Below are 16619 nucleotides of genomic sequence, written 5' to 3'. Positions count from 1 at the left end.
TAAGGGTATTTTTATAATAGATAAAAAGATGCGGGGGGTACAAAGTTTGACTACTAGTACATCTGAGTTGTTTCAATATATTAATATGACAGAAGAACAGAAACAATTATCACAACGATATTTACAGACAAAAGAAGAAGAGATTTTAAAAAATATTCAACTAACGACAATTCGTGATCAAAAAAGAAGTGATTTTGCGGAGAGATTTATAAACGATTTTAGGAAAGTGCATAAACAAGATCCGGATTTTTTTCGATTATTTTACCATATACTCGAGGAGCAATTATTAAATGTTCTTGTAGTCCGTTTTGCGCATGTCAGTTTTTCTAAAATGAAGATTTATTTAGAAAAAAGTGCACTTCCTTTGGACAAACTTGTAGCAATCGCATGTAAATATTTATCCAGTATTTCAAGTTATGTAAATGAAGCAGATGTTTTTCTTAGAGAGTTAACAAAAGAGAGTCCGAACTATATAGAGGGACAATTACATACTTTACCAACTAAGCAACAATTAACATTACTTCTCATAATGTTTGATGTAGATTATGAAAAGTTTCGTACATATAGTTCTTTATTGAATGAAAGGTTAGAAGAACATACAGAATTTATATTAAAACTGCTAGGGGAAAAGGAAAAGGTTGAAGCAGTTAAACGGTATTTAAAAGGTGAAGATGATAGTGAAGTATTTATAGGTGGGAATTTACCGGAACATATTTGGCGGCTATTATTTTGTGTTCATAAATATTCGGATGTTGCGAGGCGATATATTGAAATATTGGCGAAGAAAAATGTTTGGGGTTTTATAAACTATGCAACACGTTATATGTGTCACACTCTCGGTCAGTCTCAAAACTACAAAAAAACTGGTAGTGTAAATAGAGAAACATATGAAGAAATTCAAAGTTTTTGTACACAGTTTTGGATTTCTAAGGAAAGATTTTTTGCGCATCGTCTAAGGCAACATGATTTGAACAGTGAGGATTTTTGTAAGACGTATGAATATGAATTGCTATGCTTTATGTTGGAGGAAGATCCTGAATGTATTCAACATACTTTGCAATATGTAAGTAAAATGAATTATCTCATCATCGCACGAACGTTAGCTGAAAAAGGATATGAGCTAAATATAGGGAAAATGCGAGAAGAATTTTTTGTTGCTGCTTTGCAAATAAAATTGTCTACAGTGCGGGATACATATCGTGATTATTTACAAGGGAAATTGTCACTTGAGGATATGAAGCAAATACTTAAAAATCCGAAATATAGGAGTATGTATTGGGGTATGCCGGTGTTAGAGGTTGCGCTTCTTTGGGATATAGATGATGTAGCGAAGAGGGAAGCTGTACTTACACTACAGTTTGGAGATGATGATAGTGTTAATTTATACGAACTTCTTTACGAATGTTCTGTCAGAGGAGTAGAACCGAAACAAGTATTAGAAGATCTGCTTTCGTATGGGTTAAGTAAGGAAAAGCTTATCGCTTATGCAGTTGAAGAAGCTGCATGCTACAGTGAAGAGAGAAATAAGGCGAAGGAAGCGCTTGTTTGTGTAATTGTAAAAGAACAAGCGTACATCATTGAAAGATTTGATGAGTATTCTGCTGTGGCAAAAGCATATATTTTAGAAGAGTTAGCAAAGGATAACATGATTAAAATGCGTCCAATTTTAATTAAAAGCTTAGGAGATTCATCTAAAAAAATGCGTGAGTCTGTAGTTAAACTGCTTTCAAAAGATGTGGAAGCTGCAGCAGATGTAGCAGTTGAACTTCATAATAAAAAGAAGATTGTTCGTGAAAATGTGATGAAAATACTAATAGAGTATAAGCTTGAAAAATATACGAAAATTGTACAGGAAGCTTTGCAAGAAAGTAAAAATGAATCTTTCGCAGGAAAATTCTCATTTTTATTCCAAACGGAGGAAGAAAAAATAGAAGAACTATGTGCACGTATTTTAACTGAACAAATAAGAAATTCACTTCTGCAATTGATTGGGGATGAGCCACAAATCCGTTTACGTGACTCTGATGAAATTGCTGATGCTGCAATTCCGTTAGCCTATTTACAACAGTATATTTCAGATGCTGTTATTGAGAAGAAAGAAACGGCAGAAGTAATTGGTAGAGCTTTAAATGAAGAGGACTTAAAAGAATGTGTGCAAACAATATATCAAATATGGATTTCTCAAGACGCAGATGTGAAGAAGCGTGGAATTCTTTCGTTATACGGAATGTATAGTGACGACAAAATGGTCGACATACTTATAAAGCAAATTGATGAATGGGTGCTTCAAATGAGAGGAAAGATAGCAGCGGATGCCGTTCGTGCTTTAGGTTTGTCTTCATCTAAGCTTGCACTTATGTCTATTCATGCAATAGCATTTAAATATAAACATAAGCAAGTACGTAATGCAGCAAAAGAAGCGCTAGGTCTTGCTGCGAAAACACGTGGTATAACAGAGGAAGAGCTGGAAGATCAATTGGTGCCGGACCTCGGCTTTACTATACAGGGTGAAAAGATAATTGATTTCGGGAATCGAAGTTTTACTGCCATTTTAACTACAGAGTCAAAAATTGAATTAGAGACAGAAGAAGGAAAACGTATGAAGTCACTTCCAAAGCCGAATGCAAAAGATGATGTAGAAAAGGCTGAAGAGGCTAAAAAAGAATTAGCCTCTTTAAAGAAGGAACTCCGAACTACTCTTTCCATGCAAAAACAACGATTAGAAGCGGCACTTTCGTTAAAGCGTTATTGGTCACATAATGCATGGAAATCTGTATTTATGGATAATCCAATTATGAAGCAATTTTCTATTTCACTCATTTGGGGTGAGTATAAGGAAGGGAAGTTGCTGAAGGCATTCCGTTATGCAGAAGGTGGCGTGTTCTGTACAATTGACGGGAAGAGTTATGAACTTTCATCTGGCACTGTTATTGGTTTCGTTCATCCGTTAGAATTGTCTGGGGCGGAGAAGGAATTATGGAAAGAGCAATTAGAAAGTGCGGGAATTGTTCAGCCGTTCCTACAAATTGAGCGTCCAGTGTTTGTAGTAGAAAAGAATGATAAGAGTGCTATTGAGAGATTTGGCGGTATTTTATTAAATGGTCGTTCGTTATTCGGTAAGATGACGAAGCTTGGATGGATCCGTGGGTCTGTTCAAGATGGCGGTGTGTATTATACATTTTACAAAGAAGATACTCGTACCGGATTAGGCGTGCAATTGTCATTTAGCGGAGCGCCGATTGGTTATGAAGATGAAGAAGATGTATGTGTATTTGACATTCAATTTTATAAAGCAGGTACAGTGAATCGTGGTTCATATGAATACGATGAGATTGATGATGAAAGACGTATTGTACCAAAAGAAGTAGATAAACGCTTCTTTAGTGAAATGTTATATGATGTCCAAGTAGCGACAGATTCAAATCTTGGGCATAATGAAAGTTGGCGTAGCGAACGATAAGAAAAACCCCCTTCATTGGTAGGAAAATGAAGGGGGTTTTTCAATGTCTTTAAAAGGTTCTTTCTCAAAAAGAAGCGAATAGTGTGAGAAAGGGGTGGTTATATGGAAGTCGTTATAAAGAAGAAACGAAAAAGGGGAAAAAGAATTTTTATTTGGGCTAGTAGTATCGTTCTTTTGTTAGTTATTTCCCGCTGCGATTTTTTTGAACATATATACGCTGAAATCTATGCCAAAGATAGATGGAACGATAAAGCTAGAGGATTTACAACACGCTGTTACGGTGAAGCGTGATAGTAAAGGTGTCCCGCATATTAAATCGGAAAATGCACATGATTTATATTTTTCACAAGGATATGTACAAGCGCAAGATCGGTTGTTTCAAATGGACTTAAGTAGAAGACAAGCTTCTGGTATGTTAAGTGAAGTTGTTGGGGAAGCAGCTGTTGACCGAGATAAATTGTTTCGAACACTCGGTTTACGGCGAGCGGCCGAAGCTTCAGTTAGTCAATATAATGGAGAAGCGAAAGATGCCCTGCAGTCATTTGCTGATGGGGTGAACGCTTTTATACGTGAGGCGAAAAAGGAAAAGAAATTACCAGTTGAGTTTACTATATTAGGTTATGAACCTGCTGAGTGGTCAATTGTTGATACTTTAACAATCGGGAAGTATATGGCGTTTGACTTAGGAGGACATTGGCACGGACAGGCATTTCGATATTGGGCGCTGAAAAATCTTCCGAAAGAGCAAGCGAATGAGCTATTTCCTGCATATCCGAAAGATGCCCCTAGATTGCTAGCTGAACTGAAAAATACAAATGTGGACGTAGCACAAAGTTTTTCAAAAACGATAATTCCGCCGGAGTTTAACGGTAGTAATAACTGGGTTGTGAGCGGTGAGAAGAGTGCGTCAGGTAAGCCAATTTTAGCAGATGATCCTCATTTATCTCTTGCGACGCCTTCTATTTGGTATCAAACGAGACTTGAAATGAAAGGTTTAAATGTGAGTGGCGTTATTTTCGCTGGAGTACCAGGTGTTATATTAGGACACAATGACAAAATAGCGTGGGGTGTTACGAATACAGGGCCTGATGTGCAAGATTTATATATTGAGAAGAGAAATCCTAATGATGAAAATGAATTTCTGTATAACGATAAATGGGAAAAAGCTACCGTTGTAGACGAGTCTATTAAAGTAAAAGGCGGGAAGCCAATTCCTTATAACGTTACGATTACGAGGCATGGACCAGTAATTTCAGAGTTTGCGGATAAGGGGAAGGAGAAAACGAAAACAGTATTCTCTTTAAAGTGGACAGCTTTAGAACCTTCAGCTGAGTTAAAAGCTGTATTAAATATGAACAAAGCAAAAGACTGGAATGAGTTTGAAACCGCTCTTCAAGATTTTCATACACCAACCCAAAACTTTGTGTTTGCATCAAAAGACGGCACAATTGCTTATAAAGCGAATGGAAATATACCAGTGCGTAAAAAAGGTGATGGTAGCTTACCTGTTCCAGGATGGACAGATGAATATGAATGGGAAGGGTATATCCCGTTTGATCAACTTCCAAAAGTAATTAATCCAAAACAAGGGTTTATTTCAACTGCGAATAATAAAATTGTTGATGATGATTATCCGTATCATATTAGCAATACGTGGGCGCAGCCATATAGGCAAATGCGTATTCAAGAATTTTTGCAAGAGAAGGAAAAGTACACGGTGAAAGATTTAGAAGAGTTACAGATGGATCAAAAGAATTTATATGGGAAAGAGTTTACTCCTATATTTTTAAAAGAGTTAAATAAAGCATCTTTAAATGAGGTAGAGAAAGAAGGCGTAGACCAATTAACAAAGTGGAATTTTTACGATAGTAAAGATGAAGCGGCACCATTAATATTCCATTTGTTAATGAAAGAGATTTCAAATACGTTATTTTCAAAAGAAATACCGAAAGATGTAATGGAGTTATTTGAAGGGAAGTCACAAGTTGTTGATGAATTGATTCGAAAAGAAGTAGCGGGAGAAAATAGCGTTTGGTTTACGAAGTACGGAGGTTTCACAAAAGTTGTGCATACATCGTACGAGAATGTAATGAAGAAATTGCAGAAGGAATATGGACCCGATATTGGAGAGTGGAAGTGGGGCGATTACCATCAACTCGCTTTTACACATCCCATTTCGAAATCATCGAGTATGTTAGCATTACTCGCTTTTAATCGTGAGAAACCAGTTCCGATTGGTGGGAGCCAAGTTACCGTGCAAGCAGCGAGTTACGGCGAAAACGGCATTGTAAATCACGGGGCGTCTTGGAGATTCATTATTGATACGAAAGATATGTCAAACGGTTATCATATCGTAGGGCCAGGACAGTCGGGCCATTTTAGAAGCGATTGGTATCATGATCAAATAGATGATTGGGTAAATGGCACGTATCATACGACTACATTGAATACGGAGGGGATAGAGGGGAAGGTGCTAAATTTAGAACCGAAGTGATAGGGTGTTTTTGTTTGTGGAGGGAACTAGTAATACTCTTTTTGATAATGAAAGCTTATCATTTAGAACATAACCCAGTTCTTAAATAATTTTAACAGCCAGCCTACTATCATTTAATTTGATAGTAGGCTGTTTCCATCTTCGAAATACGCTGTAGCAAATTCTTCAGGATTACGATTATTTCCACATGCTGTAAGTGCTGTAACTAATAAAGTCATTACAACTATTAACATGATCATTCCAGTTTTGAGGGGAATTAGTTAACAAAGACTAGGTATTATTTGCAACAGAACTGTTCCTCTATCCCCCTTGTTTCATCATTTTTCTAGGCCAGCCAACTTGACAAATGTTTTTTTACCAAACTACAATGAAAATCATTATCAATAATATAGGGAGGATACTTTGGTCAATAAATGAAAAACAATATATTTATAGGTTAATAACCAGATCTTGTTAAGTTGTATGTACTATTTTTAGTTTAGCGTTTCCCAGAATGTACACCAATTAATCTCGCGAATTACAAGAAAACTATTATTGAAATGAGGCGTGTATTGTGAAGTTAGACGTGAATGAGTTAGCAGAGTATCTTGCCAATACTCCTTTCCGAGTAGAAGGAGTATATCGTTATGCTAAAAATCCAGGTGTGCCTTTTGCTGAGTCTACAGATTATTTCCCAGGATTTGTATTTCCAATTACAGGGAAGACGCAATTTCAATTTAATGGTACGCCGTATACTCTTTCCCCAGGAAAAGTTATACATGGGGGTGCAAAAATGACATTAGCCCATAAAATGCTTGGTGAAATAAACTGGGAATATATTCTTGTTTTATATCGGATAAGCAATTCAGAACGAGAAGACTCTGGATTTACTCATCAGCATTTTGAATTATTAACAGGACAATCTCCTCGTCTTGTCGAATTACTTATGCGTCTTTGGGATGTATATAATCAGCGTGGAGGCATTTCGATGTTTCAGACCGAAATGCTGTTTCGCGAAGCGTTGAATGAAGCTTTATTAAGTGTTTTCAATAGAGAAAGCAATTATGAGTCGCATACTTTATTCGAACGAATATCTAGTTACGTTCGTAAATACTATTATAAAGATATTACAATTCATACACTTACAGAACAAAATAATGTTAATCGAAATCGTCTTTCTTACGTGTTTAGAAAGCATGCAGGTATGGGGGCAGCAGAATATTTATTGAACTATCGTATAAAGATGGCTCAAAAAATGTTATGTACAAGTGATGTGCCTGTACAACAAATTGCGCAGGCTGTTGGAATCGCAGACCCTTTTTATTTTAGTAGAGTTTTCAAGAAGCGAGTTGGCATTTCGCCTACTAAATATCGCGAGAAGTTCATCAATAATCCATACTAATGTCAACAGGGGTCCATTCTTATTTGAAAATCACTGTTCTATACTTATGGAGAGTTAAAGGAAACATTGGATTGAAAGTACTTTCATTGAAATCACTCCTTTGTACTATCTGAATGAAAAGTTCTGGCCGGAGCATTTTCTTTTTAAGCGTAATAACGACTTTTTTACTTATATTACTGTAATATAGTGGAATTTGAAAGTGAGGAGGGATTATTATCCATTACCAACCTATTAAACTAAATGACGAGTTATCTAAAATTAACGATTATTGGTATCCACAAGTGATTGGTGAAATGAATGACGATCAAATTCAGCTTTTTAAAGCTAATGGAGATTTTATATGGCATGAGCATCCTAATACAGATAAGCTATTTATTGTGCTTGAAGGGGAGATGTTCATCGATTTTCGTGATGGACAGGTGAAAATTTCTAAAGGCGAGATGTTTATTGTCCCGAGAGGCGTTGAGCATAAACCTTTCACTGAAAAGGAATCCCATATCATGTTGGTAGAGCCTAAAAGGGAAATGGATTGATAATTGTAAAAAGATAAAAAAGGAGCGGAAATCCGTTCCTTTTTTATTTATCTTACTATTTTTAGGAGCTTAGTATGAGTAAGATGTGAATAAAGGATGAATAGCATTTTTATCAATAAAAATTTATTGGATTTTTTGTGGAATATATATGAAACGTTGTATAAAATAATCAAGAAAGCCAAAAATTATAGGGGGAAAGTTGTGAAGAAAAATAAGAGTTTAATAAGTTTTTTAGGAGTGTTTCTTATGTTGTTTTCTTTTTGTTTTCAAGGAAATGTACAGGCAGATGTAAATACTGTTCAATCTGGAAAAATCAAATCAGGAAACGTAACAGTATGGGAAGTTGGAAATGTAGCGAAAGTATTAGCTGATGTAGAGCGCTTAAATTTAAATACAGTAAATGTACCGATTCAAGTAGATATCCCAAATGTGACTTCTACTAACATGGTAATTAATCAAGCGCAAAAGCAACAAGCTATTATTTTAATTCAAGAATTATTAAAGCGTAATATTCAAGTTATAGTGGAACCGTTCCCGTATATTCAGCAGGGGAATGTTGGAGAGACAGAATGGAACCCAAGTAACATTAATGATTTCTTCTGGAATTGGAAGACGGTTATTCTGCAAGATATTTTTAATTCCATTACAAGTAAATACAATGTGTATGGACTAAAGATTGCTTCTAATTTCGTGAATATGGAGTATGCAGAAGGATACTGGAGCGATACAATTGATTTTGTTCGTAATCAGTATCAAGGAAATGTTTTGTATCAAATGAACTGGTGGTTAACAGCAAGCTGGGACCCTTCTTATGAAGCGAAGTTTGAAGAGAAAATCAATCGCCCGTATTTAAAAAAGGTGGATATTGTTAGCATAGACAGTTGGTTTGAAGTTTCAGGAAAAAGAAATCCAACATATGAAGAAGTGAAGCAAAGTTTATTTGCGACAACAGTATATAATCGTGGGCAAAATGTTGTTCAGCAATTGGAACAATTACATAATGCAACAGGAAAGCCAGTTTACTTCGGTGGATTTAACGTTCCAGCACGTGAACTTGGATTACAAAATCCATGGAATCCAGATGTTTCAAATGTGTTTTCGAAGGATGTGCAATTAAATGGATGGCGTGCTTACCGCGATGTATTAGAACCGAAACCATATTTTAAAGGTTTTTCAATTTGGTTTATTGGCTCTAATGATAGTACACATGCGTATCAAATACATAGTAAAGAAGCAGAGGCAGTTATTAACGGGTGGTACAGAAAATAAATTTTATAAAATAGGTAAGTTTTAAAGTTTACTACATATATTTCTAGTGAAAGGCCTTTCACCATCTTATCACCTAGGGGGCAATCATAATGAAATTTTTGTCTTACCTTACAGTAATTTTGGTGATTCTTGGCGGTTTGAATTGGTTATTTGTAGCGTTAGATTACAATGTAGTTGAGAAATGGTTTGGTTCTATGCCGGCGCTTGTGGACACTATTTATTGGCTCATTGGTCTCTCTGCTATTTATCAAATTTTTGATCGGTTCTTTACGAACGATTAGCTATTATTCTTTCATTATTAGAGTGTTAAGTACGATTATGTACTTAACACTTTTTTATATGTCCATAAAAAAGTCTGCACTTGCAAGCGATTCCATCGCGTCTTGCGCCCTAATAATAGAAAACAAATTGACCACATATTATATTTTAGGTTATAATTCAGAAAGTTTAAAAAATAATCCGATGAGAAATAGGGAGGTTATGAGGGTAATGGAGAGAGTCTATAATTTTTCAGCAGGACCATCAATACTCCCTTTGCCAGTTTTAGAGAAAGTGCAAAAGGAGCTATTAAATTATAACGGGACAGGCATGTCTATTATGGAAATGAGTCATCGATCTTCTTATTTTCAAAGTATTATAGAGGAAGCGAGTAACTTACTTCGTGAATTAATGAGCATCCCTGATGAGTATGAAGTTTTATTTTTACAAGGCGGTGCGTCATTACAATTCTCTATGATACCGTTGAACTTAATGAATACGTATAAAAAAGCTGGATACGTACTAACTGGCTCATGGTCTAAAAAGGCATTGCAAGAAGCCGAAAAAGTTGGGGAAGTACAAGTGATTGCTTCTTCCGAGCAAGAGAAGTTTACTACGATTCCTAAACTGGACGGTTTATTAAGTGATGAAAAACTAGATTATGTACATATTACAACGAATAATACAATTGAGGGGACAAAATATGTGGACATTCCACATGTAGAAAAAGTGCCGCTCGTTGCGGATATGTCCTCAAATATTTTATCAGAGCGATATGATGTTTCGAAGTTTGGTCTTATATATGCGGGGGCGCAAAAGAATTTAGGACCTGCGGGCTTAACGATTGCTATTATAAAAAGAGATTTAATTGGGGAAGCAGATCGCTCTTGTCCGACAATGTTAAATTATGAAACTTACAGTAAAAATAACTCCTTATATAATACACCGCCGTCCTTTAGTATTTACGTAACGAAACTTGTACTAGAGTGGTTGAAAGAGCAAGGCGGAGTATCTGCGATTGAAGAACAAAATAGAATGAAATCTTCACTTCTTTATAATTTCTTAGATGAATCAAAATTGTTTACTTCACCAGTTGATCCTACGTATCGATCACTTATGAACATTCCGTTTACAACACCGTCAGAAGAGCTGAACAGTGAGTTTTTACAAAAAGCGAAAGAACGAGGACTTGTTACGTTAAAAGGGCATCGATCAGTCGGTGGTATGCGCGCTAGTATTTACAATGCGATGCCAGTACAAGGCGTACAGCAATTAGTAAATTATATGAAGGAATTTGAGCTTGAGAATAGATAGGGAGATGGGGATATGTTTCGTGTTCAAACGTTAAATCAAATTGCAGAAAAAGGTTTGCAAGTTTTTACTGAAGAACGTTATGAAGTAGGAGATAGAATCAATCATCCAGATGGAATTTTGCTTCGTAGCTACTCTTTACATCAAGAAGAGTTTTCAAAAGACTTAAAGGCGATTGCAAGAGCTGGCGCTGGTGTAAATAATATTCCTGTCGAGCGATGTACAGAAAAAGGAATTGTAGTATTTAACACGCCGGGGGCAAATGCAAACGCTGTAAAGGAACTCATTATTGCCAGTCTTATTATGTCTTCACGTAACATTATTAATGGTGTAAGTTGGACGAAAAACTTAGAGGGTGAAGAAGTACCACAGCTTGTTGAATCAGGAAAAAAACAATTTGTTGGATCAGAAATTGCAGGGAAACGTCTAGGTGTTATCGGACTTGGCGCAATCGGTGCTTTAGTTGCGAACGATGCGTTAGCGTTAGGGATGGATGTTATCGGATATGACCCTTACATTTCAGTTGAAACAGCTTGGCGTCTTTCTACACATGTGCAAAGAGCATTTAGCCTTGATGAAATTTTTGCAACATGTGATTATATTACATTGCATATTCCTCTTACGAATCAAACGAAGGGGATTATTGGGGAACACGCTGTAGAGAAGATGAAAAGAGGGATGCGTCTATTTAATTTCTCTAGAGGAGAACTTGTAGATGAAAAGGTTCTTCAAAAAGCATTAGAAGAAGATATTATTACACATTACGTAACGGACTTCCCGAATGAAAATGTAATAAAGATGAAAAATGTAACAGCGACGCCTCACCTTGGTGCATCTACGTCTGAATCAGAAGAAAATTGTGCAGTAATGGCAGCACGTCAATTACGTGAATATTTAGAGACAGGAAATATACGTAATTCAGTCAACTATCCAAATGTTGAGCTGCCGTATATCGGAAAGAAACGCATTACAATTATGCATCAAAACGTCCCGAATATGGTAGGGCAAATTACAGGATGCTTAGCGGAACATCATATTAATATTGCCGATATGACTAATCGTAGTAAACATTCTTGGGCATACACAATGATTGATATCGATAACGGAATTGATGATATAATAAAAGAGAATATTGTAGAAAATATAAGCAAAATTACAGGTGTTGTAGCCGTTCGAATGATTGTGTAAAGGAGAGAGGAATGTGGCAAAAATACGACCGTTTCGGGCCATTCGTCCAGTAGAGGAAAAAGCGGCACAAGTGGCAGCTTTACCGTATGACGTATTAAATAGTGAAGAGGCAAGGGAAGTTGTAAAAGGGAATCCATATTCTTTCTTGCATGTTGATAAAGCAGAAATTGATTTAGATCCTGAACTGTCACCGTATGATGATCGCGTGTATGAAAAAGCGGGAGACAATTTAAAGCAATTTATACGAGAAGAAGTGTTCATACAAGATGAAGAGCCAGCGCTATATATTTATGAACTGACGATGCAAGGAAGAACGCAGTCAGGCCTTGTCGTTTGTACATCTATTGATGAGTATGAAGATGATACAATTAAAAAACATGAAAGAACACGTCATGAAAAAGAGCTAGATCGTATTCGCCACGTAGATGTGTGTGACGCAAATACAGGTCCGATTTTTTTAACGTACCGTACAAAAGATGAAGTAAAGCATTTAATTAGAAGCTGGAAAGAAGAGCATGCGCCAATTTATACATTTACAGCAGAAGACGGTGTTAAGCATGTTGCGTGGAAGATTGCAGATGAAGATGTAATTACGACTTTAGTAAACGCATTTGAAGATATTCCTAATCTTTATATTGCAGATGGGCATCACCGTTCTGCATCAGCTGCAAAAGTAGGACTTATGCGAAGAGAACAATATCCAAATTACACAGGAGAAGAGGAATTTAATTTCTTCTTATCGGTTGAATTCGAGCTCATGATGAATTATCGATTTGGGACTATAACCGAGTTGTGAAAGATTTAAATGGCTTATCAGAGGAACAGTTTTTAAATCAAATTACGCAGTACTTTTATGTAGAAGAAGCAACTGTTTCTCCGTATAAACCAAATGAGCCCAAATCATTTGGTATGTATGTAAATGAGAAGTGGTATAAGCTCACAGTGAAAGAGGAAACGTTTGATGCGAATGATCTTGTTAGAGGTTTAGATGTATCTATCCTGCAAGATCATTTATTAAGCCAAGTGCTTGAAATACATGATCCGCGTTCTGATTCACGTATCGATTTTGTCGGAGGAATCCGCGGATTAGAAGAACTAGAACGCCTTGTGAACAGCGGCGAATACAAAGCAGCATTCGCATTATATCCGACATCTATGGAAGATTTATTAGCAATCGCAGATGCCGGAGAAGTCATGCCGCCGAAATCAACGTGGTTTGAACCGAAACTGCGTAGTGGGTTGTTTGTTCATTCTTTAAAATAAATAGACTTCTTTAGTTAGAAAAACCGAAATGATTTTTAGTTTCGGTTTTTCTTATTTTGGCTCAGTAAACGTTTAATGTTGATTTTAATATTAAGATTGAAATATGTAACAACAGGTCGCTACAAAAAAAATGGAGGAAATACGATGAAAATGCAGCTGCAAAAAAGTTTTTATGTTGAATTGAAAAATGCAATTCGTTGTCATTATAACGAACTTTTAACAAGATGCGGTGTTGACACAATATACGGGTACTCCATATTAACAGACGATTGTGTCAATAGCATTGGACCAGTGGCAAATAAAGAAAGACTAATCAAAGTTAATAAATCGGACCCTTTATACAATTATTATAGATACGGAGCTGTTGAGTGGAGCGAATGGAACGATTTTGGAACGTTTGATGAAGTGAACAAAATTATTAAGAAATATCATAATATCGTCGAAGATGACTTTAACATACGAGTACATACACTGTTGAAAGAAACGTTAAATGTGTTAATGGAACTTGAATCAGAAGGGTTGTTTGGAGATAGAGATGATAATCGATTTATTGTCATTTGTGTAACTGATTCATCGAACGAAATCATGATTGAATCAGCTCGATTGCTTAATACATTCAAGACATACGAAGAATATGCTTCAGAATTTGCATAAGAATGAACATAAGTAAAACTGCGCTCTATAAGAGGCGATTTTCATTTAATAGAAAGTCACCAATTAATAGTAACCATTCGTTGTGACGTAAGCATTGAACAATTAGAACCTGATGAAAAAAATCGCACAAAGATTATTGCGATGTTTACATGTAGGAATCAACTTGAAAAAGAAGTTATGAAGGGGAGATAAGGCTAGGTAGCATAAAATATATCACTATAGGTGGAGTGGTTAATGCAAACATGTGGGTTCATTGGTTTTAAATGATGAATTTGCAGTGGTAGCGGTAGTGGAGGGGAAAGAATATGTTGAGTATAAAGATAAAAAGGTATTTTTGCTTTGTTGTTTTTCAAAAGTAACGGATAAAATTTTCATATTTACGAACTTAGTGCATAATGATTGTTGGATAAATTGGAATACCACGTTCCTTTAGAATTTCAGACATATTATCTTTTTCAAACTACTTTTCTTTAACATATCTTATCTATTATGCTCCTTAGTTGGTTTTTCGGAGTTTATTATAGTTTAAAAAAGCTGCACGAGAACCTATATTTATACTGTTAAAATACACAACAATAAGGATAAAACCTACTTTGTAATTGCAAATGAAGCTTATGTATATGTGAAGTAAGGTGAAAGAGGGTCTGCACATAATCAATCACCCTTTTTTATAACATTTCTTTGCAGAGATACGTTATAAAAAAGGGTTGTTATTTGAAAGTTGAAAAATAAATTCTATTAATCATTCATATTTTATTAAATTACTTTGACCTAGTTATAAGTCAGCTGAAACTGTACTTCTTCCAACTTGGATAGTGTTAATAACAGTATATAAGTTGTGGTATTAGTTTATAGGAGTAGAACCTAATTTTCATTTGATGTATTTATTGAATGATTGGTTATAGTACTATACTTCTTATTCATAACTATATAAATCCAACCAATAACTGATAAGATAACTGGATAGAAAATAGCCCAACCACTAAATGAGTATACAATAATACATATAATTAGAGATAGGAAGGCCATCCACCAACCTATATCACGCACTTTTAATAATTTAAGAGCAGCTAGCATTGTAAAAATATATGAAGTAATAAATATTACACTAGGACCTTTAAGAAGCATTTCTAAATTTGGTCGTGCCATACCGTAAAAAATTAAAATACAACTAAAAATGCCTCCTAGAACTAGTAATACCCTAGTTGGAGTTTGAAATTGAGAGTGTAACTTAGCAAAGAAGGAAGGGAAATGTCCTTCTCTAGCTTGAGCGTAAATCATTCTTGAAAAACCTGCAATGTTAGCATGTACAGCACTAAACGAAATGAAAATTGCTAAAATAGTTGTTATATATGTACCTATCGGTCCTAATCCTTTTGATATTAGAATACTAAGGGAAGCTATCTGATCCTTATCACCATATGAGTGGGTCCCTATTGTTACAAAAGATATTGCAATGTACATAATGGAGATACAAATTGCTCCTAAAAATAAACTAATCGAAATATCCTTAGCGGGCCTTTTAAATTCTTCAGCTAATGGGGTTATCATTTCCCACCCTACAAATGAGAAAAAGATAATTACAGAAGAAGCGCCAACAGAAGACCACCCGTTTGGTACAAATGGTGTAAAAGAACTTAATTTTACATATGGTATAGAAACGATAACAGCGACAACTATTAAAAGTGAAATAATACAAATTACAAACACACTAACTTTTGATGATAGCTCGATCCCTTTTATATGTAAGAGTAAAGAGGTAATTAAAATTAATGCTGCAATTCCTATAACACTAAGATTGCTTATTGGAAAAACATATCCAATATAATGGGCACCTGTTAAAGCAATAATAGGTACTCCAATAGGAATAGAACCTAACATAATCCAGCCTAGGATGGCACTTGTATTTGCATTAAATGCCATTTGAACATAAGCTGTAATTCCTCCAGCACTGGGAATCATTTTAGCAAGACGCGCTAGAGTCGCTACAATAGGAAAAGCTAATATAGACATGATAACCCAAGATAAAATTGAAGCTGGTCCAGCGCTATTTGCAGTAATTGAAGGTAAAATAAGGATTCCACAACCTAACACAGCTCCGATGGTTAATGCGGTCCCCTGTACCCAAGTAATTGAACGTTTCAATGATTGTTGTGTCAAGATTCTCAGCCTCTCTTTCGTTAATTGATATTAATTATATAAAGTTTAAAAAAAAGATAACATGCTATAATTTATGTATTAATTATAATTTTCTTAAAGAATTTAAGAATTATTAAGTGTTTTCTTAATTAATCAAGGGGAGGCCAAGCAATGGATGATACAGATTTAAAGATTCTTTCTCATCTTCAGGAAAATGCACGTTTAAGTATGGTTGAAATAGGAAAACTGGTAGGTTTGAGTTCTCCTTCTGTTACAGAGCGAGTTAGAAGACTAGAAGAACAAGAGGTAATTATAAGTTATCGCACGATTGTTAATCCGAAAGAATTAAAAAAACATATTACTGCGTTTGTTTTGATGGAACCAAGGGATTGCAATAAATATAAAAAGTTTGCAATGGAACATTCAGATGTGGTTGAATGTCACCGGATTGCCGGTATGTATAGTTATCTAACAAAGGTAGTCACGGAATCTGTACATACACTCGAAGACTATATTAATTTGTGCTTAGAGTATGGAAAGCCTACAACCTTAATAGTGCTTTCTTCTCCAGTAGAACATAAATCATTTTTTACAGAGAGTGAAAAACTTTAATTACATATGAGTGATTATTCAAAATAAAAAGCGTTAAATTAATACCTAATAGGAAAT

Annotated in this window: 11 protein-coding genes and 3 pseudogenes; 12 read left to right on the top strand and 2 right to left on the bottom strand. The window is 35.4% G+C overall.

What is annotated here, in order from left to right; genetic code table 11:
- Nucleotides 1-46: 46 nt before the first annotated feature.
- Together BC_RS16265 and BC_RS16260 are read left to right on the top strand one after the other, a co-directional pair.
- Nucleotides 47-3460, top strand: coding sequence for a DUF4132 domain-containing protein (locus tag BC_RS16265; RefSeq protein WP_000213800.1), 3414 nt, complete (start codon nucleotides 47-49; stop codon nucleotides 3458-3460).
- Nucleotides 3461-3562: 102 nt separating this feature from the next.
- A pseudogene (locus BC_RS16260) lies at nucleotides 3563-5954 on the top strand (penicillin acylase family protein).
- Between the two features lie 113 nt (nucleotides 5955-6067).
- On the opposite strand, the gene BC_RS28220 reads toward BC_RS16260, so the two are convergent.
- Nucleotides 6068-6193, bottom strand: a complete 126-nt coding sequence (locus BC_RS28220; RefSeq protein WP_106403835.1) for a hypothetical protein — start codon at nucleotides 6191-6193, stop codon at nucleotides 6068-6070.
- A gap of 314 nt (nucleotides 6194-6507) precedes the next feature.
- Between BC_RS28220 and BC_RS16255 the strand changes: the two genes are divergently transcribed.
- The 9 genes and pseudogenes from BC_RS16255 to BC_RS28080 all read left to right on the top strand — a co-directional run.
- Complete coding sequence (locus BC_RS16255; protein ID WP_000762819.1) at nucleotides 6508-7335, top strand: helix-turn-helix transcriptional regulator; 828 nt, start codon at nucleotides 6508-6510, stop codon at nucleotides 7333-7335.
- 293 nt (nucleotides 7336-7628) lie between these two features.
- Nucleotides 7629-7868: a cupin domain-containing protein gene (locus tag BC_RS16250; RefSeq protein ID WP_000997182.1), complete on the top strand. Its 240-nt coding sequence runs from the start codon at nucleotides 7629-7631 to the stop codon at nucleotides 7866-7868.
- Between the two features lie 201 nt (nucleotides 7869-8069).
- The gene (locus BC_RS16245) at nucleotides 8070-9137 is read left to right on the top strand and encodes a glycoside hydrolase family 113 (protein WP_000739792.1); all 1068 of its coding nucleotides are present in this window, start codon (nucleotides 8070-8072) and stop codon (nucleotides 9135-9137) included.
- An 89-nt stretch (nucleotides 9138-9226) separates the two neighbouring features.
- Nucleotides 9227-9418: a DUF378 domain-containing protein gene (locus BC_RS16240; RefSeq protein ID WP_000670804.1), complete on the top strand. Its 192-nt coding sequence runs from the start codon at nucleotides 9227-9229 to the stop codon at nucleotides 9416-9418.
- Nucleotides 9419-9626: 208 nt separating this feature from the next.
- Nucleotides 9627-10709 carry a 3-phosphoserine/phosphohydroxythreonine transaminase gene (serC, locus tag BC_RS16235; RefSeq protein ID WP_000442921.1) on the top strand — a complete coding sequence of 361 codons (1083 nt, stop codon included), beginning with the start codon at nucleotides 9627-9629 and terminating at the stop codon, nucleotides 10707-10709.
- Between the two features lie 12 nt (nucleotides 10710-10721).
- Nucleotides 10722-11894, top strand: a complete 1173-nt coding sequence (locus BC_RS16230) for a 3-phosphoglycerate dehydrogenase family protein (RefSeq protein WP_000490229.1) — start codon at nucleotides 10722-10724, stop codon at nucleotides 11892-11894.
- Nucleotides 11895-11907: 13 nt separating this feature from the next.
- Nucleotides 11908-13157: pseudogene (locus BC_RS16225) on the top strand (DUF1015 domain-containing protein).
- A 144-nt stretch (nucleotides 13158-13301) separates the two neighbouring features.
- Complete coding sequence (locus BC_RS16220) at nucleotides 13302-13811, top strand: DUF4303 domain-containing protein (RefSeq protein ID WP_000783835.1); 510 nt, start codon at nucleotides 13302-13304, stop codon at nucleotides 13809-13811.
- A gap of 72 nt (nucleotides 13812-13883) precedes the next feature.
- Nucleotides 13884-14003: pseudogene (locus BC_RS28080) on the top strand (enoyl-CoA hydratase); the annotation flags it as partial.
- A 672-nt stretch (nucleotides 14004-14675) separates the two neighbouring features.
- On the opposite strand, the gene BC_RS16215 reads toward BC_RS28080, so the two are convergent.
- On the bottom strand, nucleotides 14676-15971 hold the full coding sequence (locus tag BC_RS16215; RefSeq protein WP_000193978.1) for an APC family permease: 1296 nt from the start codon (nucleotides 15969-15971) through the stop codon (nucleotides 14676-14678).
- Nucleotides 15972-16121: 150 nt separating this feature from the next.
- On the opposite strand from BC_RS16215, the gene BC_RS16210 reads away from it, so the two are divergent.
- Nucleotides 16122-16562, top strand: a complete 441-nt coding sequence (locus BC_RS16210) for an Lrp/AsnC family transcriptional regulator (RefSeq protein ID WP_000342842.1) — start codon at nucleotides 16122-16124, stop codon at nucleotides 16560-16562.
- The last annotated feature ends 57 nt before the right edge of the window (nucleotides 16563-16619 follow it).

This window comes from Bacillus cereus ATCC 14579 (assembly GCF_000007825.1).
Lineage (GTDB): Bacteria > Bacillota > Bacilli > Bacillales > Bacillaceae_G > Bacillus_A > Bacillus_A cereus.
The sequence above is the reverse complement of the archived record's forward strand: the minus strand, read 5'-3'. Positions and strand labels throughout refer to the sequence as shown.

Excerpts from the sequence above, each read along its gene's own strand:
- BC_RS28220 (WP_106403835.1), bottom strand. The coding sequence starts at position 6,193 with ATGATCATGTTAATAGTTGTAATGACTTTATTAGTTACAGCACTTACA.
- BC_RS16250 (WP_000997182.1), top strand. The coding sequence starts at position 7,629 with ATGAATGACGATCAAATTCAGCTTTTTAAAGCTAATGGAGATTTTATA.
- BC_RS16240 (WP_000670804.1), top strand. The coding sequence starts at position 9,227 with ATGAAATTTTTGTCTTACCTTACAGTAATTTTGGTGATTCTTGGCGGT.
- serC (WP_000442921.1), top strand. The coding sequence starts at position 9,627 with ATGGAGAGAGTCTATAATTTTTCAGCAGGACCATCAATACTCCCTTTG.
- BC_RS16230 (WP_000490229.1), top strand. The coding sequence starts at position 10,722 with ATGTTTCGTGTTCAAACGTTAAATCAAATTGCAGAAAAAGGTTTGCAA.
- BC_RS16220 (WP_000783835.1), top strand. The coding sequence starts at position 13,302 with ATGAAAATGCAGCTGCAAAAAAGTTTTTATGTTGAATTGAAAAATGCA.
- BC_RS16210 (WP_000342842.1), top strand. The coding sequence starts at position 16,122 with ATGGATGATACAGATTTAAAGATTCTTTCTCATCTTCAGGAAAATGCA.